An 18,599-nucleotide genomic window follows, 5' to 3' on the forward strand; every position below is an offset into this window, starting at 1 on the left:
AAGAACAATCCCCTATTTGCTCAGCGCCCAGGCGGCTGGAACCGGCTTTCCTCCCGCCCGCACTGGCCCGACCGATCCCCGCACCACCATCCAGCTGTCGAATGCCGGTAACGCGCCGGCGGGCTGCTGCCGGATATGGCAGATTAACCGGCGTGCGGCTTCGCGGCCCATCTCATAAACCGGCTGGGCCACGACCGTAAGCGCGGGCGTCATCAGTTCGGTCCAGGGAAAATCATCGTACATAACAAACGAAATATCCTCGGGCACATGCAACCCACGTCTGGCCAGTCCACGTAGAATTCCCATTGCAATCAAATTGTCGGACGCAATCAGCGCACTGGGCGGTTCGGGAAGCGAGAGAAGCTCCGTCAGAATCTGTTCGATGCACGCTTCGTTAAGGGCATTCAGGCGCACCAGATTCGGGTCGAGTGCCATACCGGCATCGTGGTGGGCATCAATCATCCCTTTCACCCGCTGCGCCACCGGCGTGGGTCCTAAGCTCATCGCGTGAGTGTAAGGCGCGGCAATGCGCATACTGGAAAGGTATGCGATACGGTGATGACCGGCGTTAAGCAACAGCTGCGTCGCATCCCTCGCCACGTTAAGAAAGTCAGCCTGAATGGTTTCCACGTCCAGCCCTTCGACGGAACGGTCAAAGGTCATCAGCGCGCGGCCTTCCGTCAGCACCTGTTTAAGATGGTCGTTATCACACGCCAGCGAGCTGCAGGGGGCCACGATGATGCCATCAACGCGCTTGTCCAGCATGACGCGCACGGCTTCCCGTTCCTCTTCCACGGTTTCATCGCTGTTGCTGAGCAGCAAATGAAACCCCGCCTGGCGCGCCACATCCGCCATGCCACGCAGCGCAAGGCCGAAATGCGGGTTTTCAATATCGCCCACGATCACGCCAATCGTGTTCGAACGCCCGGTATTCATGCTGCGCGCCAGCTCATTGGGCCGGTAACCCAGGGTTTCTGCCGCCTGGGTGACGCGGATTTGTACCTCTTCACTTACGGCGCCATAGCCGCCCAACGCTCTGGCCGCCTGGGCTTTTGACACGCCCGCCTGACGTGCCACATCGGCCACAGTGGGTCCGCGTACTTGCTGTTTTTTGCTGGTCATAATTATTTTGAATCACAAGTTGATAACATCGTAATTGACGCTGCTGAAAGCGTGTGCTTAATATCATTGTATCCACTTGAGACCGGTCTCACAACAACTACCGGTTTCATTTTGACCCGCATTGAGACCGGTCTCAATCAGACAGTACTGGCTCAGTGACCTTCGACGTTTCACCTGCAAAATGGAAGAGCTTTATGACATCGCATAAACGTTTAACCAAAATAACCGCCGTTGTCTTCGGCCTCGCGGTAATGCTCTCAACCAGCGTCAGTGCACGGGCAGCCAGCGACAACAATCCCTATGGGCTGATTGAACCGGGCCATCTGCGTGTCGCCAGCCTGGGTGACGCGAAACCCTATACCTTTACGGACAAAGACGGAAATTTCACCGGCTTTGACGTCGAATTTTTCAAAAATGTCGCCCATCGCATGGGCATTGATAAGGTGGATTTTGTCGGACAGGATTTTTCCGCCATCCTGCCCGCCGTCGCCAACGGACAATATGATGCAGGCGTGGCCGCGATCGGAATCACACCGGCCCGTGAAAAAACCGTTGATTTCTCCACGGGCTATCTGGCGGGTTACCTGACGGTGCTCACCCGCAGCGATTCCGGCGTGAAAAACGTGGCAACGCTGGCGCACAAGCGACTGGGCGTCATTCAGGGCACGCTGCAGGAAAGCTATGCGCTGGCCAACTTCAAACAGACCGATCTGGTGCGCTTTCCCGATAACAACGCGGCCGTTTCCGCGCTGAACAACGGCACTATTGATGCCATGTTCCTCGATTACGAAGCCGCCAAAGATTATGCCACCCGCTTCAAACTGGTGACGGCAGCCAACATCCCCTCTTTCGACGCCCCGGCGGGCGTGGCGATAGCGAAAAACAAACCGGCCTTTAAAGCGGCGCTGGACAAAGCCATCAAAGCGGCGATGCAGGATGGGACGTGGAAACAGCTTTATGAGAAGTGGTTTCCGGGCTCGCCTATGCCTGAACAGTATCTGCCTCAGCACAATTAGTCCCCGCGCAACCGGTGTGCGAGTGAATACATTCGGTGACGGGCGTTGTCCGTCACCCGCAACAGAGAATCGGCTATGGATCTGATCACTATTCTTTCCCGTACCTTCTTTGATTTTTCTGCAATGAAGGACGTCCTGCCGCAGCTGCTGGCAACGGGCCTGGTCAACACGTTGATCATCTCGTTGGCCGCCACGCTGCTGGGCACCTTTTTCGGCCTGATTCTGGCGCTGATGGGGATTTCGCCTTCGCGCTGGCTGCGTGTACCGGCCCGGCTGTATACCGATCTGTTTCGCGGCCTGCCCTCTATCCTGACCATTTTGCTGATTGGTCAGGGGCTGGCGCGCTTCAGCTATCAGCTGTTTGGCCCCTCACCTTATCCGCTGGGCATTTTTGCCCTGAGTCTGATTGCCAGCGCCTATATGGGCGAAATTTTTCGCTCAGGGATCCAGAGCATTGAGCAAGGCCAGATGGAAGCCTGCCGGGCGCTGGGCATGAGCTATGGTCGGGCGATGCGGCTGGTGATCATTCCTCAGGGCATCCGCCGCGTCTTGCCTGCCATCGTGAATCAGTTCATCGCGATTATTAAAGACTCTTCGCTGGTTTATCTGCTGGGGCTGATGTCCAGCCAGCGCGAACTGTTCCGGGTTGGCCAGGATGCCGCGGTGCTGAGCGGCAATCTGTCACCGCTGATGCTGGCGGGGCTGTTCTACCTGATGATTACCGTGCCCTTAACCCATGCGGTGAACCATATTGACGTCCGTTACCGCACCGGACGCCGCCGGGCAACGGCGCCGCAGAGCGGACTGAAAGAAATTGATGAGGTGGCGGTAAAACGCGCCGTCACGCCCACGGCCTCCCTGACCAGCGAACGAGGACACTGAGATGGCAACGTCCACTGCATTTCACGGCGCAAGCCTGGAGCTGCGTAATCTGACCCTGGCGTACGGCCCGATTGAGGTGCTGCGCAATGTGTCACTGACCATCGCGCCCGGCACCACTACCTGCATCATCGGCCCTTCCGGATCGGGAAAATCGACCCTGCTGCGCGGTATCAATCGCCTGCATGAACCCAAAAGCGGCGACGTTTTGCTGGCCGGGCGTTCGGTACTGAAGGACAAACCCGATGCGCTGCGGTTGCGCATTGGCATGGTCTTTCAGCACTTCAATCTGTTCCCCGATCACAGTGCGCTGGAAAACGTCGCGCTGGCCCCCTGGAAAGTCAAAGGCCGCTCGAAAACGGAGGCAGAGACAATTGCCCGGCAACGTCTGGCTGAGGTCGGCTTAGCACAGCGCGCCGACCATCGTCCGCGCGATCTCTCCGGCGGGCAGCAACAACGTGTCGCGATCGCCCGGGCGCTGGCGATGGAGCCCGAGGTGATGCTGTTTGACGAGGCCACGTCGGCGCTCGATCCCGAACTGGTGAAAGGCGTGCTGACGCTGATGGCCGAACTCTGTGAGCGCGGCATGACGATGGTGGTGGTCACGCATGAGATGGGATTTGCCCGCCGCGTGGCCGACCAGGTGGTGTTTATGGATGAGGGCGAGATTGTCGAAGCAGGGCCACCCGATCAGTTATTTGAACGTCCACAGTCTGCCCGTTTACAACGTTTTTTATCGGAGGTGCTCTGATGGCACAGCATAAGGTGACAGGTCCCATCCGCACGGCGCTGGTGGGATTTGGCATTGCCGGCAAGGTCTTTCATGCCCCACTGATTTCACACGATGCCGCTTACCGTCTTGAGGTGATCGTGACCGGTAATGCGCAACGCGTCGCCGCGGCAAAAACGCATTATCCCCAGGCGCGAATTGTGCCGGACTGGCCGTCACTGCTGCAGTTGATCGACAACGGCGACATCGCGGTGGATCTTATTGTGCTGGCGACGCCGCCCGCTCAGCACCGTGAGCAGGCTGTCCAGGCCAGCCTGCGCGGTATTCATCTGGTGGTGGATAAACCTTTTGCGCCTGACGTCAACGCGGCGGAAGCGATGATTGACGCCGCCCGAGAGGCTGGCACCCTGTTAACGGTCTTTCACAATCGCCGCTGGGACGGCGATTTTCTGACGCTGCAACGTCTGGTGCAGGACGAGGCATTTGGCACCGTCAGAAGCTTTGAGTCGCGCTTTGAGTGGTGGCGACCTGACGGATTTGGTAACTGGCGCGACAGCGTTTCGCTTGCGCAAGGGGGCGGCCTGCTGCTGGATCTGGGCAGCCACCTGATCGATCAGGCGATACAGCTGTTTGGTCCGGTGCAGGAGGCCAGCGCCGAGCTGGCACGCTATTCCGGCAGTCAGTCCGACAGCGATGAGGATTGCTTCGTTTCTTTACTGCATACCTGTGGCGTGCGTTCGCGGCTGTGGATGAATGGCCAGGCCGCGCTTAATGCTCCCCGCTTCCATCTGCTGGGCAGCCAGCGAGCTTTTACGCACTGGGGCCTGGATAACCAGGAGCCGCAGCTGGCCGCGGGCATGTCCCCGACTGACAGCGCCTACGGCGTAACGCCGCCTGAACGCGCAGCCCGGCTGGGCACCGTGGAGCAAAGTGAGGCGGTGGCGCTGCAGCGCGGCAATTACCCTGAATTTTATCACCGTCTTGCCCGTGCTCTGGTACACGGCGGTCCGCCGCCAGTGGACGCCAGCGAGGCGCTGGGCGTGCTGAAACTTATTGAGCAACTCCATCGGCAAAGTCGCGTACGCCTTGCCTGAATGGGGTATTTTCTGACAGAAGGAATCCATGATGACTGACAACTCTGTGGCCAAAACCGTTGTTGTACTGGGTGGCGGCATTTTAGGCGTTTCCACGGCATGCCAGCTGGCACAGGCTGGCGCGAAAGTGACGCTGGTCACCGAAGCCGAACTCTGTTCTGGCGCATCAGGACGTTCACTTTCCTGGCTTAACTCTGCCGGGGAGCGTTCCGCGCCTTACCATGCGCTGAGAATGGCGGGCATTGACCGTTACCGCACCCTGTTTGCCCGCCATCCCGATCTCAGCTGGCTGCGCTTTGACGGCGCGCTGTTCTGGGCGGCGGATGACGAGGCGGGCACCAAAGCGCGTCATGATTATGAAAACGCCCTTGGCTATGCTTCCCGGCTGGTTAATCCGCGCACGGTGCATGAGGTGGATCCGCAGGTTAACCCCAGCGCGCTGGCCAGCGTCGCTATTGCCAACCCTGGTGAGGGCTGGGTAAGCCTGCCGCATCTGGCCGCAAAACTGGTTGAGGATTTCAAAGCCGCAGGCGGCGAAGTGATTGAACAGGCAGGCAAAGCCAGTGTGCTGACCGCAGGTGGGCGGGCCACAGGCATTCGCAGCGCGAAACGGGGCGACATCATGGCCGATCGGGTGCTTGTCGCCTGTGGTCCCTGGACGCCCGATGTCGTTGCGCCGCTTGGTGTACGCATTCCCAACGGGTCGCCGGTGTCCATGCTGGTTACCACTACCGCACAGGAACGCGATCTTAACGTGGTATTAAATACGCCCCGCGCGGCGATACGTCCCAACCCTGGCCGTACGCTGGCGGTCGATCATGACTGGTATGAAGAGGATATCGTTGCGCATGCTGATGGTCAGTACAGCATCGATCATGCCGTTATTCGCCAGTTAATGGCGGATGGGGGTCACCTGCTTGGCGACGGCGCACCACTGGAAGCAGACAGCTGGAAAATTGGCCTGAAACCCGTGCCGGGGGATGGTGAACCGGTTGTCGGGGAGCTGAAAAAAGTCCCCGGTTGCTTTGTGGCCTTTACCCATTCGGGCGCGACGCTGGCACTGATTCTGGGCGAATTGCTGACGGAGGAGATCCTCAACGATGTCCGGCATCCCATGCTCGCGACCTTCCGGCCGGAACGATTTAACTAAGCCCGCCCCCGCGCCGTCGCCCGACGGCGCGGGAACCGTCTGCGACATGGTTATACGCTGGGGCATCTTCGCCCCCTTTTTCCCCGCCACCTGACGCGACTTTCAGCGTCACCGCCCTTCAGACGCCGTGACGACCGGTATAACGTTGTGCCCCCTGTTCCCCGTGTGACACCGTCACGACGCGCTGGATTCGGAGCAATCTGAACGGGCCACGTGGCGCGCGCTGTGCGTAGCGGTACGCCGGGCGAGTCCTGTTTGCCCTGCCCGTTGACCGCCAGCACGGTTAAGCATGCTTTGTTCTGTCATCTACACTTAGCCATTCATTCCCGGCAACCCTGAGCGGTTTGCCCATGCAAAGGACGACTTTATGACTGAACAATCGACAACAAATCACGCCTGGCTTTTGGCTTCACGCCCCAAGGGTGAACCAACGGAAGACAACTTCCGTTATGTTGCGCAGCCGACACCTGAAATCAAAGATGGCGAGATCTTACTGCGTACGATTTATCTGTCACTCGACCCTTATATGCGCGGACGTATGGATGAAGGGAAATCTTACGCGCCACCGGCAGAGCTGGATAAGCCGATGGTTGGCGGCACGGTTTGTCAGGTCGCCGAATCCAAAAACAGTGAATTTAAAGCGGGTGACTGGGTGCTTTGCCAGAGCGGCTGGCAGGAATATGCCGTGTCTGATGGTAAAGACGTTGCCCGTCTGAATAGCGACCTCCCGCATCCCTCCTGGGCGCTGGGAATTCTCGGCATGCCCGGATTTACGGCCTATATGGGATTAATGGATATCGGTCAGCCGAAAGAAGGCGAAACCCTGGTTGTCGCGGCGGCAACCGGTCCGGTGGGCGCGACCGTGGGCCAGTTAGGAAAAATGAAAGGCTGTCGCGTGGTAGGTGTCGCGGGTGGTGAAGAAAAATGCCGTCATGCGGTAGAAAATCTGGGCTTTGATGCCTGTATCGATCACCACAGCCAGGACTTTGAAGAGCAGCTCAAAAATGCCTGCCCGGATGGCATTGATATCTATTTTGAAAACGTGGGCGGTAAGGTGTTCGATGCGGTCTTCCCGCTGCTGAACCCGGCGGCGCGGGTGCCGGTTTGCGGACTGGTTTCTGCCTACAGCCAAAAAGAGCTGCCGCCAGGCCCTGACCGTACCTCACGCATCATGGCCGGTATTCTGACCCGGCGCATTCGCATGCAGGGCTTTATCATTTTCCAGGATTATGACCACCGCTATCCTGAGTTTTTGAAAGCCATGACGCCGCTGGTGGAAAGCAAGAAAATTCAGTATCGCGAGCACGTGATTGACGGGCTGGAAAATGCGCCTAAGGCATTTATTGATATGCTGAACGGTAAAAACTTCGGTAAGACTGTGGTGAAAGTAGCCTCGTAATCCCACGCATCACGTAATAATGCAACGTCACTGACGTTGCATTTTTTTTAGCGGATGGGCTGCGAAACATGCGTAGCGGCTGCATCATTGGCCTTCGCGACGGCCAGCGCCAGCGCCTCACCGTCTGCCAGCGCCTGACACAATACGCCCATGAAACAGTCACCCGCGCCATGCGTACTGACCAGCGTCACCTTTCGGGCTGGCAACGTTTGCGTATTCCCGGCTTCGCTGAACGCCACACCGTGTTCACCGGCGGTCACCACTACGCACGGAAAGCGAGCAGCCAGTTGGGTTGCCGCCTGCTGTGCCGACGACAGATCGGTGACCACAATGCCACTCATGTCTCGCGCTTCAACCGCATTGACCACCAGCACATCAATGCTGCGTTCAAATTCAGCAGAGAGCGGGCGCGCCGGTGCCGCATTGATGCAGACCGGAATATGCTGCTGCCGTGCTGCCTGCGCCGCCGCCAGATTCACCGCTTCCGGCACCTCATTTTGCAGTACCAGCATCGAAACGCCCTGCCAGAAATCTGCCTGCGCAAACGGCAGGCAGGAAATATGCTGGTTGGCATTGGAGACGACCACTGCGCCGTAATCCCCTTCCGCATCGGTAATCGCCACGCTCATACCAGAGGGCATGTCGTTAAGAACCGCAACGTGTTGTGTTTCTACACCCGCCTGTTGCAGGCGATTCAGTAAGAACCGGCCCTGTTCATCCGCGCCTACGGCCCCGATAAAACACACCGCCGCGCCCGCACTGGCCGCTGCGATTGCCTGGTTGCCGCCTTTGCCACCAAACTTATAGCGGCACGCGGTACCCATGACCGTTTCGCCTTTTTCAGGGCGATGGTGGGCATCCAGCATAATGTCGTAATGAAGACTGCCGGTGACTGCAATTTTGCTCATGCTCAGAATTCCCGCAGATCCTGAACCGCATGCTGGGTTTTCATCAGGTTTTTCTCCGCCCGCTTCAAATCCTTTTTCGCGATAGCCACAAAAAGCGCATCCAGTATATTCAGTTGGGCGATTCGTGACGCGGCGTTTTCCCCTAACAGATGCGATCCCTGAGAAGTTGAATTAAGAACCACATGCGCATGACGCGCAATAGGCGACTCCGCGTAATTAGTAATGACAATCACTCTGGCGCCGTTGCGACCGGCTAATTTCACCGGATCGTTCACGGCACGCGTTGCGCCTGAGTGACTAATGGCAATCACCACATCGTCATCAGATAATACGGCGGCAGACATTAGCATAATATGGGCATCATCATAGGCGCTGGATTTAATCCCTATTTTTAGCATCTTGTGGGATAAATCACGGGCGACCGTTGCCGAACCGCCGACAGCATAAAGATCAATATGACGTGCTTTAAAAATAATATCTGCCGCGCGATTAAATTCGGACACATCTAAAACCGACAGGGTTTCTTCAATAGCCTGAATAGACGTGCGGAAAACTTTTGCCAGTAATTGTTCCGAAGAATCATCAGGCTCAATTTCTGCATGCAAACCGGCCACTTCAGACGCGTTATAATAAATTAAACTGCTCCTGAAATTTCTGAATCCCGTGAAGTTAAGCTTTTTTGTTATCTTCACTATCATCGCTTCCGATACACCGTTCTCCTGCGCAATCTCTTTTAATGAGGTTTGTTCAGTGATGTCGGTTCGGGCCGTGATCGCCTCAACCACGCGCCGTTCTAACGGGGTCAGTTGGGGTAATCGCATACGAATTTGAGCGCCAATGGCTCGCGGATCTTGCTTCATTACTTGCCTCGGGTCGCTCGGTCAATCAACATCGCTATGATAATAATAAGACCGGTAGCGAGCAATTGATAAAACGCCTGAATATTAAGCAGTGTCAATCCATTACGCAGCGCCCCCAGAATAATGACGCCGATCAGGGTGCCAAAAATACTGCCTTTCCCTCCCATCAGTGACGCCCCGCCGATGGCGGCGGCGGCAATCGCATCCAGCTCCCACAGATTGCCAATGGTGGGTTCCGCCGCGCCCAGGCGACCAATCAGAATCAACGAGGCCAGTGACGCCAGCATGCCGGAGATCACGTACACCGTCACCTTGGTGCGCTTCACCGGCACACCCGCTACCCGGGCAGCCTCTTCATTACCGCCAATCGCCAGAATGTATTCGCCCAGCGGCGTCTTATTCATAACGACCCATAAGCACAAAGCAATGACCGCCACCACCACGATGGGCGTGGGCACGCCAAATAGCGTGCTGTTAATCAGGCTACGGAACGACATCGGAATGCCAAAGACCGGATTGCCACCGGTATAAATCAGGGCAACGGCGCGAAACAGCGACAGACCGCCCAGCGTCACAATAAACGGTTGTAGCCCGGCATAAGCAATCAGTGAACCGCTAAACATGCCGCTAATGACCCCGATGCCCAGCGTCGCCATGATTGCCAGGGGGACCGGTACGCCAGAAACCATCAGCGTAGCCCCTAATACGGCGGACAGCGCCGCCGTGGGCCCGACCGATAAGTCAATGCCGCCCGAAATGATTACCAGGGTCATGCCCAGCGCAATTAAGGCATTTATTGACGACTGCTGCATAATATTCAGCAGATTGGGAACGGTTAAAAAGACCGGTGACAAAAATGAGAATGTCACCACAATAATGACCAAACCGATTAAGGTTCCGGCATCGCGCAGGTTGAATTTAAGCAGCGACGAAGAACGCCCTGGCTGCTGCATATTAGTTTGCGTTGTCATGTTTATCGCCTTTATCTTTAAAGGTGTTCGATCAGGCCATTTCTGTTTCTTTAATGGCAAAGCGGGCTATATTCTCTTCGGTAATCGCATCACCGGTTAATGTCTGGGTAATCTTCCCTTCCCGCATGACCAGAACACGATCGCAAATACGAATAATTTCTGTCATCTCTGACGAGACAACAATAATCGCTTTACCTGCCTGTGCCAGGCGCTCAATAAGATTGTAAATTTCGGACTTGGCACCAATATCAATTCCCCGGGTTGGCTCATCAAATAAGAAAACTTTGGTATCAGCTGCTACCCAGCGACCAATAATCACTTTCTGTTGATTACCGCCGCTAAGCGTGCCGATGGTTTTTTCGATATCCAGCGGGCGAAGTTTCAGGTCGCTCATCACATCGTGCGCCACGCGATTTAACCGGAGTTTATTGATTACCCCGGCCAGGGTGAACTGGCGCATAGACGACAGCGCCATATTCATCTTCACGGCGCGCGCTTTGATGATGCCCTCTTTTTTACGATCTTCCGGTACCAGGCCGATGCCTGCCCGGATCGCCGCGCTGATATTGTGGTTGGGGACCAACCGGCCATTGACCTGCACCGTGCCGCTGGTGCGCCTGTCAATACCGGCGATCAGTTTGAGAAGTTCGGTACGTCCTGCACCCACCAGTCCTGCAATGCCCAACACTTCCCCGGCGTTGACGCTAAAATTTGCAGGCGATATGACGTTGCTCCGTCCCAGGTTCTCTACCCGTAATACTTCCTGCGACGTCACGAAAGCATTGTGGTCGAGCTTTTCGATCTTGCGGCCCACCATTTTGGCCACAATGCTCTCTTCAGTTTCATCACAGATATTAACGACCCCGACCTGTTTGCCATCACGCATGATGGTTGCCCGGTCGCACACGCTGAAGATCTCGTTCATCTTATGTGACACGTAGATCAGTGAAACGCCCAGAGACTTCAGGTCGGCAATCAGTTCAGCCAGACGGTCAAACTCTTGCGGTGTCAGGCTGGACGTCGGCTCATCCATGGCGATGATTTTTGCGTCATCCAGTAAGGCACGCGCAATTTCCACCACCTGCTGTTGCGAAACCTTTAGCGCCTTAATCGGCATATCAGGATCGATCGTCGGATCCAGGCGCTTCAGGATTAACGTGGCACGCGCTAACTGTGCCGCTTTATCGACCCACAACCCCTTCGCTTTGGTTAACGGGCGGCCCAGAAACATGTTCTGCGCAACGGAGAGTTCGGGAACATGCTGCAGCTCCTGATGGATCATCGCAATGCCTGCATGACGCGCACTGAGCGGGTTTTTCATGTGTACCGTCTGGCCGTTCACGCTGATTTCACCGCTGTCCGCATCGCGCACGCCGGAAAGAATGTTTAACAGGGTGGATTTTCCCGCACCATTCTCGCCAATCAGGGCATGCACTTCACCCGGCTTCACAAAAAAGTCGACATTTTGTAAAGCTGCAGCGCTGCCGTAGGTTTTGCTGATGCCGCGCATCATTAAGCGATACTGTTCCATACACTCTCCGCCTGGCTTACTGCTGCGCTAACAGCTGACGCAGCTTATCCATGTCTTTGGTAGAAAAGGCATCGGCATTCTCTTTGGTGATGAGCGCCTGCGGTGTTGAGACGACACGTGAAATTTTCTGGCCGTCGATGAGACGCAGCATCACATCCATCGCCACTTCGCCAGTCAGCATCGGGAAGCTGTCTACTGTGCCGGTCAACTCACCGCGCTTGATCGAGGCATAGGCATCTGAAATACCGTCAGTCCCAAATACCGCAACCTGTTTTGCCTTGTCCATTGCGCGCACCGCTTCCACCACGCCAAGGGCCATGGTGTCATTGTTGGCGTAGAAACCAATCAGATCGGGATGCTGTTGCAGAATGGTGCTGGCCGCATTGTAAGCCTGCTCACGGCTCCAGTTCGCTGGCACGCTGGCCACCACATTGAACTTGCCGTTCGCTTTCAGCGTTTCTTTAAAACCACTGGTGCGCTGGCCAGCCGCGTAAACGCCAGGTTGCCCTTCAATGACCGCAACCTTGCCGCCCTGGGGATGGTGCTCAATAAACCACTTCGCCACCCGAACCCCGTTGTCTTTCTGGACGTTGCCAACGTAGTGTTCCGCGTTTGGCATGACGGCATCGTTGACGTTCACGACCGGAATTTTTTTGCTGTTGGCGCTTTCCAGTGCGGGTTCGAGGTTGATATCGGTTTGAGGTGAAACCAACAGGCCGTTAAACGCTTGAGAGATTAGCGTTTCGGCAATCGAGAGTTGTCCCAGCTGGTCGTCTTCATTTGCCGCGGCCTGATAAGCCACGGTGATACCATATTTTTTGGCCGCGTTCTGGTAGCCTTCACCAAGTAAACGCCAGTATTCGTTGGTCAGCGTTTTGGATACGCCGCCAATTTTCAGCGACTTATCGACCTTGGGCATCGCACCGTATTGACTGTCAAGCTGTGACCAGTCAGTACGGTCCGTTTCGGTATCGGATTTGAGGGGTGCCAGATCGGCTGCGTAAACGCTGGAACCGAGCAGCAACGAGGCCAGCACAGCGAGGAGACGTTTTTTCATATTGTTAGCCTTCTAATTATGCATTTGTAAGGTACATCTGGATGGTTTCACACCGACGCGATGACTAACGCGCCAGCATAATGTCGTTGACGATCTGCTGCGACGCCACGGCATCCTGATGACGGATAGCCTCGGCCAGCGCCGCGTTATCATTAAATTGCTCGCACAGTTTCAGGAGGCGTTTCACGGTGGCGATGTTGGTTTCGGCTTCACGCACTGGATCCAGCCCGCTGGCGTCCGGGAACGTGTCGAAGTAATATGCGCCCTGATAGCCATCGCGCTGCATCTGCCACAGGAATTCCAGCGTGGCACGCGGATTCACCGCTCCGACCATTAACCCGTCATCACGTTTACCCCAGCCATCATTCAGATCCAGCCCCAGCAGCCGGGAGCGGCGTGCGACCATGGCGGCAGCCCAGGCCGGAATTTCATTGGCGAACAGGACGTGAGCGAAATCCAGGGTGATCCCCAGGTTCGGGCAGCCCGCTTCTTCCACCGCCAGCAGGCAGGTTGTGACGTTAGGAAAGATGCTGTAGGCGCGGGGTTCGTTAGGTTTGTACTCAATACTCACGTCGACATCCGGGGCATATTCTGCAATTTCGCGCACTGCGCTGACCGCGTCTTCCCAGATTTTTTTGTAATTGACCTGAAAACAGTAATCAAAGCCATCCTGCCCCATCCACAACGTCATCAGTGTTGAGCCGAATTCCCGTCCGGCATCAATGCCGCGCTTGGTGAGCTCGATAGCTTCGCGACGAATGTTGGCATCAGGATGGGTAAAGGCGCCAATCTTGAACTGCGGTGCATCCCAACGCATCTGCATGCCGTTCACTGCCAGTCCCGCGTCCTCAATGGCCTGACGCAGCGTTTTGATATCTGCCGTAAGGTGTTGGGGATAGTTGAGATCCAGGTGGGTCAGGCCATTAACGGTACCCGCACGCGCCACCATTTGCATAACGGAGGGCTTCCCCTGTAACGCTGGCCAGTAGCGATGTGCCCCCGATGCAAACGAGTTAAGACGTGTGGCAAATTTTAAATCAGACATGTGGCGCAATCCTTCATCACAGGGTTGTAATGTACTTTTCTTTTTCACACTTAATTGTGAAGTTATAAGATAATTTACGCCTTGCCGCGCCACACGCAAGCACCAAAACAGACAGGATCGTTGAAATGCGATAACCGTCACGGATAGCTCGTCAGTGGAAAGCCGGGTTCAGAGTGCGAAAAGTCCCAACGGGATGGGCCTGGCGCGATAAAGGTCACGTGTGTGTGAGAGAAAACGGCTATTGGGATGCAATCTGCCGTTGCGCTTCTGCGTTTTACGCTACGCTTATTCCATGCAATACCCGTATAAACATGGAGACTAATTGAATGAGTCACGATGCGCGTAAACCCACCACCACCGACGCAGGCATTCCGGTTGCCAGCGATGAGCACTCGTTGTCGGTAGGACCGGACGGCCCGCTGGTACTGCACGATCACTATCTGATTGAGCAGATGGCGAACTTTAACCGTGAACGTATTCCTGAACGGCAGCCACATGCAAAAGGGAGCGGTGCCTTTGGCTTTTTTGAGGTGACTGAAGATGTCAGTCGCTACACCAAAGCCAACGTTTTTCAGCCCGGCACGAAAACGGATGTGCTGATGCGCTTCTCAACCGTAGCCGGTGAGCGCGGCAGCCCGGATACATGGCGCGATCCACGCGGTTTTTCCATCAAGTTTTATACCCGCGAAGGCAATTACGACCTGGTGGGCAACAATACGCCGGTGTTTTTTATTCGCGACCCGATGAAGTTTCAGCATTTTATTCGCTCGCAAAAACGCCGTGCGGACAACAATCTGCGTGACAACGATATGCAGTGGGATTTCTGGACGCTGTCACCGGAATCGTCGCACCAGGTCACGTGGCTGATGGGCGATCGCGGTATTCCCAAAAGCTGGCGTCATATGAACGGCTACTCCAGTCACACCTATATGTGGGTAAACGCACAGGGCGAGAAGTTCTGGGTGAAATACCACTTCCATACCGATCAGGGCATTGAAAACCTGACGCAGCAGGAAGCCGATAAGCTGGCAGGTGAGGACGGCGATTACCATACGCGCGATCTGTTTATGTCTATTAAAAACGGCCACTTTCCGAGCTGGACGCTCTATATGCAGATCATGCCCTTTGCGGAGGCAGATGAATACCGCTACAACCCGTTCGATCTCACCAAGGTCTGGCCGCACAGCGATTACCCGTTGATCAAGGTTGGAAAACTTACGCTGAACCGCAATCCTACCGACAACCATGCGCAGATTGAACAGGCTGCCTTTGAGCCTAACAATCTGGTGCCCGGTATTGGTCTGAGCCCGGATAAGATGCTGCTCGGGCGCGTCTTTGCCTATGCGGATGCCCACCGCGCCCGACTCGGGGTAAATTACAAGCAGATTCCGGTTAACGCCCCGCAGTCGCCGGTCAACAGCTACAGCAAAGACGGCGCGATGCGTATTAACCCGGTATCCGACCCGGTTTATGCGCCCAACAGCAAAGGCGGCCCGGTTGCCGATGGTGAACGTTATCCAACCGACTCGGTCTGGTCTGTCAGCGGCGATATGGTACGGGCACCCTATTCTCTGCGCCGTGACGACGACGACGTAGGCCAGGCGAATACGTTGATCAATAAGGTGATGGATGACGCCGCGCGTGACCGGCTGGTCAACAACGTTACGGGTCATCTGTTAAACGGCGTGGAAGAGCCAGTGCTGTCGCGGGCTTTTGCGTACTGGCGCAATATCGACAAAACCATTGGCGACCGCATCGCCACGGCCGTGCTGGACGCGCGGGCTAAACGCTAAACCGCCCTGCCAAACGGTGGCATCCGCCACCGTTTTATCCCCGTCGCATTCAGCCATGCTTTGCACAAAACTGCTCAATATCCTCTGACTGAAAATCGGCAAGGTTTGCCATGATCTTTTCCCGTGGCCAGTTCCACCAGGCGATGTGTTGTAAGCGCGTGGCAATCGCCGGATGGAAGCGAACCCGAATCGGTTTGGCGGGCACGCCACCGACCACGGTATAGGCTGCAACGTCTTTCGTCACCACCGCGCCCGCCGCCAGCACCGCCCCGTCGCCCACCGTGACGCCGGGCAATACGATCACGCCATGACCGATCCAGACGTCATTGCCAATGATCACTCTGTCTTCTCGCCGGGCGGTGAAAAAACCGTGGTCGCGCGTGGCGGTCGCGTCGTAATACTCCGGACAATAGGTAAAGCGGTGTTGTGACGCGCGATTCATCGGGTGATTCGGCGCGCCAATCCGGACCTGATTAGCGATCGCGGTGAAACGGCCAATCTCACTGTCGGCAATGCAACAATGTTCACCTACATAGGAGAAATCGCCCAGGGTGCTGTATTCCAGATAGCTGTGAGCCAGAATTTCACACTGCGCGCCAATCTGCGTTTCACGCATGCGTACGCTGGCATCGATTTCGGTTTGTTGAAGTTTGGCGGGTTTTACCGCGGCAAGTGACATGGAAACGCTCCCGGCTCTGGTCTGAGGTCTGGATAAGTGATGCCCGTAAGGCGCCTGACTGCCGCGCCACTGTAGCCGGATAACATGACAGACAATTGACAACGAAAAAGGCGGAGTGGTTAGCTCCGCCTTGGTCAAAGTTCCGGTTATTTTGCATGACCGGTCAGTTGCAAAAGGGCAACGATGATCTGCAAGATGACCCGGATAATCTCCAGAATCAGCTTAGTCAGTTCCATCACTTTCCTTCTCCTGCTTAGGGAGCGCGCTGTTCAGCAGCCAGGACTCTGACATTACCCGCCGACTGCCTGAGCACAACGTTGTGGAGAGGGCTGAGCGGCACTCATGGTTTAAGTCACAGGCCAGCACCACCTGGGACCTGCCGGGATTTACATAACCGTGCTCCCCTGGAAGCAATCAGTTAACCACGGTGCGATGCCCGACGCTCAACACATGTATAAATATACAGCATTTTGGCCAAACTTGAAGTCTTCGCTGTCACTCTTTACACTCAACCTGTGGAGAGTGCTGAGCACCTCGTTTGTCCTCCGGTTACCCGCCGCAGGACGAACAAAAGAAAAAAGGATTTGGCATTATGCCAAATCCTTTTTTTATGCCTGCGCAGTCGCAATTACTTCGCTGAACTGACGCGCCAGATCGTATCACCTGCATCATCGGCGATAATTAACCCGCCCTGCTTATCGCTGGCAAGGCCCACCGGTAAGCCGTGCACTTCTTTTTCATCCTCAGTCAAAAAGCCGGACACCACGGTTTGCGGTTGCCCCACCGGTTTCCCGTTTTCGAATTTCACCCAGATGACCTTGTAGCCGTTCAGTGGCTTACGGTTCCAGCTCCCGTGTTCGCTGATAAAGGCACCGCCCCGGTACTGCGGCATATTCTCTGCACCATAGAACAACAGGCCCAGTGGGGCGACATGCGAGCTCAGAGCGTAATCAGGCTTGATGGCTGTTTTGACCAGATCCGGTCGCTGCGGCTGAGCGCGTACATCAACGTGTTGACCAAAATAGCTGTAGGGCCAGCCATAGAAGCCTTTCTCTTTAACAGATGTCAGGTAGTCAGGCACCAGATCCGAGCCAATTTCGTCACGCTCGTTGACGACCGCCCACAACTGCTTCGTCTGCGGCTCCCAGTCGAGCCCCGTCGGGTTACGCAAGCCGCTGGCATAAATGCGGCTGGCACCGCTGGCGGCATCGACCTCCAGCACGGCGGCACGGCGGTATTCCGCACCAATACCGTTTTCGGTGATATTGCTGTTCGACCCGACGCCGACATACAGTTTGCTGCCATCAGGACTGGCTAACAGCGCTTTTGTCCAGTGGTGGTTAATGGGCCCGCCGGGTAATTCGGTCACCTCTTCCGGCGCGGTGCGAATCTCGGTTTGTCCTTCGCTGTAGGGAAATTTCACCAGACTGTCTGCATTTGCCACATACAGGGTATTCCCGACCAGTTGCATGCCAAACGGCGCGGTCAGATTTTCGATAAAGCGGTGTTGCTCCCACTTGCCATTCACATTACGCAACAGGGTGATGCGGTTACCGCCTTTGCCCCCTTTACCTGAGGCATTTTTTACCAGACCCGTAATCAGCTCTTTCGGCTTGGTCGTGGGTTTGGGTGTGCCGTTGGATTCCGCGACCAAAATATCGTTGTTCGGCAGCACGTAGACCTGACGAGGATGCTGAAGCTTATCGGCAATCTTCTCTATCTTCAGCCCCTCGGCGACCTTGGGCATTTCTCCGTTCTTCCACGGAACACCTTTGGGCACCTGCATCGGCGGTACCATAAAATTTTTGGCTTCCGGCAGCTCAGGATTCGCACCAATCTGTTTTTCAGGCGCGACCGACGCACCGTTATCACACCCGGCTAACAGGGCCGTCAGCGCCAACGCTATCAGGGAATATTGTGGTATTTTCATTGGGGCTTCTCCTTAAGCGATGCGTTGACGAAGGGCAAGTTGCACATTCGCCAGCAGTAGCAGTATCACCACCAGCGTTGAGAGAATCACCGCCGTGGGCACCACTGCGTACGCATCACGGCTGTGAATAAAGGCGTTGGCGATAGCCAGCAGGATAGCCACCAGCGAGATCCAGAAATGGGTTTTCTCTGGCGCGCTGCTGCCGCGGAACAGATAAATAAGACTAATTACTCGTGGCAGAACAGCGATGACCAGACCTATTGCGATTAACCAACTGGCACTGACAGACCAGAAGATGACAGTCGTCTTCATATAGATGATATCGAACAGCCAGGCCGCTACAAAAAAGCCCACCGGTAGAGGTTCGAGGAGAGCGTAAAGCGTCACGGCGATGGCCGATCGTCCAGAGGTGTTGCGCATGATTTTCTCCATTTT

Annotated in this window: 17 protein-coding genes; 7 read left to right on the forward strand and 10 right to left on the reverse strand. The window is 55.8% G+C overall.

The window, feature by feature from the left end:
* Window positions 1-12: 12 nt before the first annotated feature.
* Complete coding sequence (locus C1N58_RS08100; RefSeq protein ID WP_262959051.1) at window positions 13-1,122, reverse strand: LacI family DNA-binding transcriptional regulator; 1,110 nt, start codon at window positions 1,120-1,122, stop codon at window positions 13-15.
* Window positions 1,123-1,316: 194 nt separating this feature from the next.
* On the opposite strand from C1N58_RS08100, the gene C1N58_RS08105 reads away from it, so the two are divergent.
* From C1N58_RS08105 to C1N58_RS08130, 6 genes are all read left to right on the forward strand, one after another.
* Complete coding sequence (locus C1N58_RS08105) at window positions 1,317-2,138, forward strand: ABC transporter substrate-binding protein (protein ID WP_039340405.1); 822 nt, start codon at window positions 1,317-1,319, stop codon at window positions 2,136-2,138.
* Window positions 2,139-2,213: 75 nt separating this feature from the next.
* On the forward strand, window positions 2,214-3,020 hold the full coding sequence (locus C1N58_RS08110) for an amino acid ABC transporter permease (protein ID WP_033741390.1): 807 nt from the start codon (window positions 2,214-2,216) through the stop codon (window positions 3,018-3,020).
* Between the two features lies 1 nt (window position 3,021).
* On the forward strand, window positions 3,022-3,768 hold the full coding sequence (locus C1N58_RS08115; RefSeq protein WP_039340407.1) for an amino acid ABC transporter ATP-binding protein: 747 nt from the start codon (window positions 3,022-3,024) through the stop codon (window positions 3,766-3,768).
* Entirely contained in the window at window positions 3,768-4,841 is a 1,074-nt protein-coding gene (locus C1N58_RS08120; RefSeq protein ID WP_033741388.1) for a Gfo/Idh/MocA family protein, read from the forward strand. The genes C1N58_RS08115 and C1N58_RS08120 overlap by 1 nt, the downstream gene beginning before the upstream one ends.
* Before the next feature lie 28 nt (window positions 4,842-4,869).
* Complete coding sequence (locus tag C1N58_RS08125; RefSeq protein ID WP_394564783.1) at window positions 4,870-5,991, forward strand: NAD(P)/FAD-dependent oxidoreductase; 1,122 nt, start codon at window positions 4,870-4,872, stop codon at window positions 5,989-5,991.
* 367 nt (window positions 5,992-6,358) lie between these two features.
* Window positions 6,359-7,390 (forward strand): NADP-dependent oxidoreductase, encoded by a 1,032-nt coding sequence (locus C1N58_RS08130; RefSeq protein WP_283786753.1) that lies wholly within the window; start codon window positions 6,359-6,361, stop codon window positions 7,388-7,390.
* Window positions 7,391-7,437: 47 nt separating this feature from the next.
* On the opposite strand, the gene C1N58_RS08135 is transcribed toward C1N58_RS08130, so the two are convergent.
* The 6 genes from C1N58_RS08135 to C1N58_RS08160 all read right to left on the reverse strand — a co-directional run bounded on the left by C1N58_RS08135 (window position 7,438) and on the right by C1N58_RS08160 (window position 13,762).
* Window positions 7,438-8,298, reverse strand: coding sequence for a PfkB family carbohydrate kinase (locus C1N58_RS08135; protein WP_058708172.1), 861 nt, complete (start codon window positions 8,296-8,298; stop codon window positions 7,438-7,440).
* A 2-nt stretch (window positions 8,299-8,300) separates the two neighbouring features.
* Complete coding sequence (locus C1N58_RS08140; protein ID WP_054633805.1) at window positions 8,301-9,158, reverse strand: MurR/RpiR family transcriptional regulator; 858 nt, start codon at window positions 9,156-9,158, stop codon at window positions 8,301-8,303.
* On the reverse strand, window positions 9,158-10,129 hold the full coding sequence (locus tag C1N58_RS08145) for an ABC transporter permease (RefSeq protein WP_054633806.1): 972 nt from the start codon (window positions 10,127-10,129) through the stop codon (window positions 9,158-9,160). Before C1N58_RS08145 ends, C1N58_RS08140 begins: the two co-directional genes overlap by 1 nt.
* 31 nt (window positions 10,130-10,160) lie before the next feature.
* Window positions 10,161-11,660: a sugar ABC transporter ATP-binding protein gene (locus C1N58_RS08150; RefSeq protein ID WP_054633807.1), complete on the reverse strand. Its 1,500-nt coding sequence runs from the start codon at window positions 11,658-11,660 to the stop codon at window positions 10,161-10,163.
* 16 nt (window positions 11,661-11,676) lie between these two features.
* Complete coding sequence (locus tag C1N58_RS08155) at window positions 11,677-12,717, reverse strand: sugar ABC transporter substrate-binding protein (RefSeq protein ID WP_394564784.1); 1,041 nt, start codon at window positions 12,715-12,717, stop codon at window positions 11,677-11,679.
* Window positions 12,718-12,781: 64 nt separating this feature from the next.
* Window positions 12,782-13,762, reverse strand: coding sequence for a TIM barrel protein (locus C1N58_RS08160; protein ID WP_054633809.1), 981 nt, complete (start codon window positions 13,760-13,762; stop codon window positions 12,782-12,784).
* A 326-nt stretch (window positions 13,763-14,088) separates the two neighbouring features.
* Here C1N58_RS08160 and C1N58_RS08165 point away from each other — a divergent pair, with 326 nt between their 5' ends.
* A complete protein-coding gene (locus C1N58_RS08165) occupies window positions 14,089-15,555 on the forward strand; it encodes a catalase (protein WP_394564785.1) in 1,467 nt (488 codons plus the stop codon).
* A gap of 49 nt (window positions 15,556-15,604) precedes the next feature.
* Here the strand turns inward: C1N58_RS08165 and C1N58_RS08170 are convergent, their stop codons facing one another.
* The 3 genes from C1N58_RS08170 to C1N58_RS08180 all read right to left on the reverse strand — a co-directional run bounded on the left by C1N58_RS08170 (window position 15,605) and on the right by C1N58_RS08180 (window position 18,584).
* Window positions 15,605-16,234 (reverse strand): DapH/DapD/GlmU-related protein, encoded by a 630-nt coding sequence (locus tag C1N58_RS08170; RefSeq protein ID WP_033741380.1) that lies wholly within the window; start codon window positions 16,232-16,234, stop codon window positions 15,605-15,607.
* A 628-nt stretch (window positions 16,235-16,862) separates the two neighbouring features.
* Window positions 16,863-18,164: a PQQ-dependent sugar dehydrogenase gene (locus tag C1N58_RS08175; RefSeq protein ID WP_054633811.1), complete on the reverse strand. Its 1,302-nt coding sequence runs from the start codon at window positions 18,162-18,164 to the stop codon at window positions 16,863-16,865.
* A gap of 12 nt (window positions 18,165-18,176) precedes the next feature.
* Entirely contained in the window at window positions 18,177-18,584 is a 408-nt protein-coding gene (locus C1N58_RS08180) for a DUF2231 domain-containing protein (RefSeq protein ID WP_058701939.1), read from the reverse strand.
* Window positions 18,585-18,599: the final 15 nt, after the last annotated feature.

Source organism: Pantoea sp. SGAir0180, assembly GCF_043546245.1.

What these genes read in the sequence shown, in the direction of transcription:
- C1N58_RS08100 (WP_262959051.1), bottom strand. Translation starts at nt 1,122, where the DNA reads ATGACCAGCAAAAAACAGCAAGTACGCGGACCCACTGTGGCCGATGTG.
- C1N58_RS08105 (WP_039340405.1), top strand. Translation starts at nt 1,317, where the DNA reads ATGACATCGCATAAACGTTTAACCAAAATAACCGCCGTTGTCTTCGGC.
- C1N58_RS08110 (WP_033741390.1), top strand. Translation starts at nt 2,214, where the DNA reads ATGGATCTGATCACTATTCTTTCCCGTACCTTCTTTGATTTTTCTGCA.
- C1N58_RS08115 (WP_039340407.1), top strand. Translation starts at nt 3,022, where the DNA reads ATGGCAACGTCCACTGCATTTCACGGCGCAAGCCTGGAGCTGCGTAAT.
- C1N58_RS08120 (WP_033741388.1), top strand. Translation starts at nt 3,768, where the DNA reads ATGGCACAGCATAAGGTGACAGGTCCCATCCGCACGGCGCTGGTGGGA.
- C1N58_RS08125 (WP_394564783.1), top strand. Translation starts at nt 4,870, where the DNA reads ATGATGACTGACAACTCTGTGGCCAAAACCGTTGTTGTACTGGGTGGC.
- C1N58_RS08130 (WP_283786753.1), top strand. Translation starts at nt 6,359, where the DNA reads ATGACTGAACAATCGACAACAAATCACGCCTGGCTTTTGGCTTCACGC.
- C1N58_RS08135 (WP_058708172.1), bottom strand. Translation starts at nt 8,298, where the DNA reads ATGAGCAAAATTGCAGTCACCGGCAGTCTTCATTACGACATTATGCTG.
- C1N58_RS08140 (WP_054633805.1), bottom strand. Translation starts at nt 9,158, where the DNA reads ATGAAGCAAGATCCGCGAGCCATTGGCGCTCAAATTCGTATGCGATTA.
- C1N58_RS08145 (WP_054633806.1), bottom strand. Translation starts at nt 10,129, where the DNA reads ATGACAACGCAAACTAATATGCAGCAGCCAGGGCGTTCTTCGTCGCTG.
- C1N58_RS08150 (WP_054633807.1), bottom strand. Translation starts at nt 11,660, where the DNA reads ATGGAACAGTATCGCTTAATGATGCGCGGCATCAGCAAAACCTACGGC.
- C1N58_RS08155 (WP_394564784.1), bottom strand. Translation starts at nt 12,717, where the DNA reads ATGAAAAAACGTCTCCTCGCTGTGCTGGCCTCGTTGCTGCTCGGTTCC.
- C1N58_RS08160 (WP_054633809.1), bottom strand. Translation starts at nt 13,762, where the DNA reads ATGTCTGATTTAAAATTTGCCACACGTCTTAACTCGTTTGCATCGGGG.
- C1N58_RS08165 (WP_394564785.1), top strand. Translation starts at nt 14,089, where the DNA reads ATGAGTCACGATGCGCGTAAACCCACCACCACCGACGCAGGCATTCCG.
- C1N58_RS08170 (WP_033741380.1), bottom strand. Translation starts at nt 16,234, where the DNA reads ATGTCACTTGCCGCGGTAAAACCCGCCAAACTTCAACAAACCGAAATC.
- C1N58_RS08175 (WP_054633811.1), bottom strand. Translation starts at nt 18,164, where the DNA reads ATGAAAATACCACAATATTCCCTGATAGCGTTGGCGCTGACGGCCCTG.
- C1N58_RS08180 (WP_058701939.1), bottom strand. Translation starts at nt 18,584, where the DNA reads ATGCGCAACACCTCTGGACGATCGGCCATCGCCGTGACGCTTTACGCT.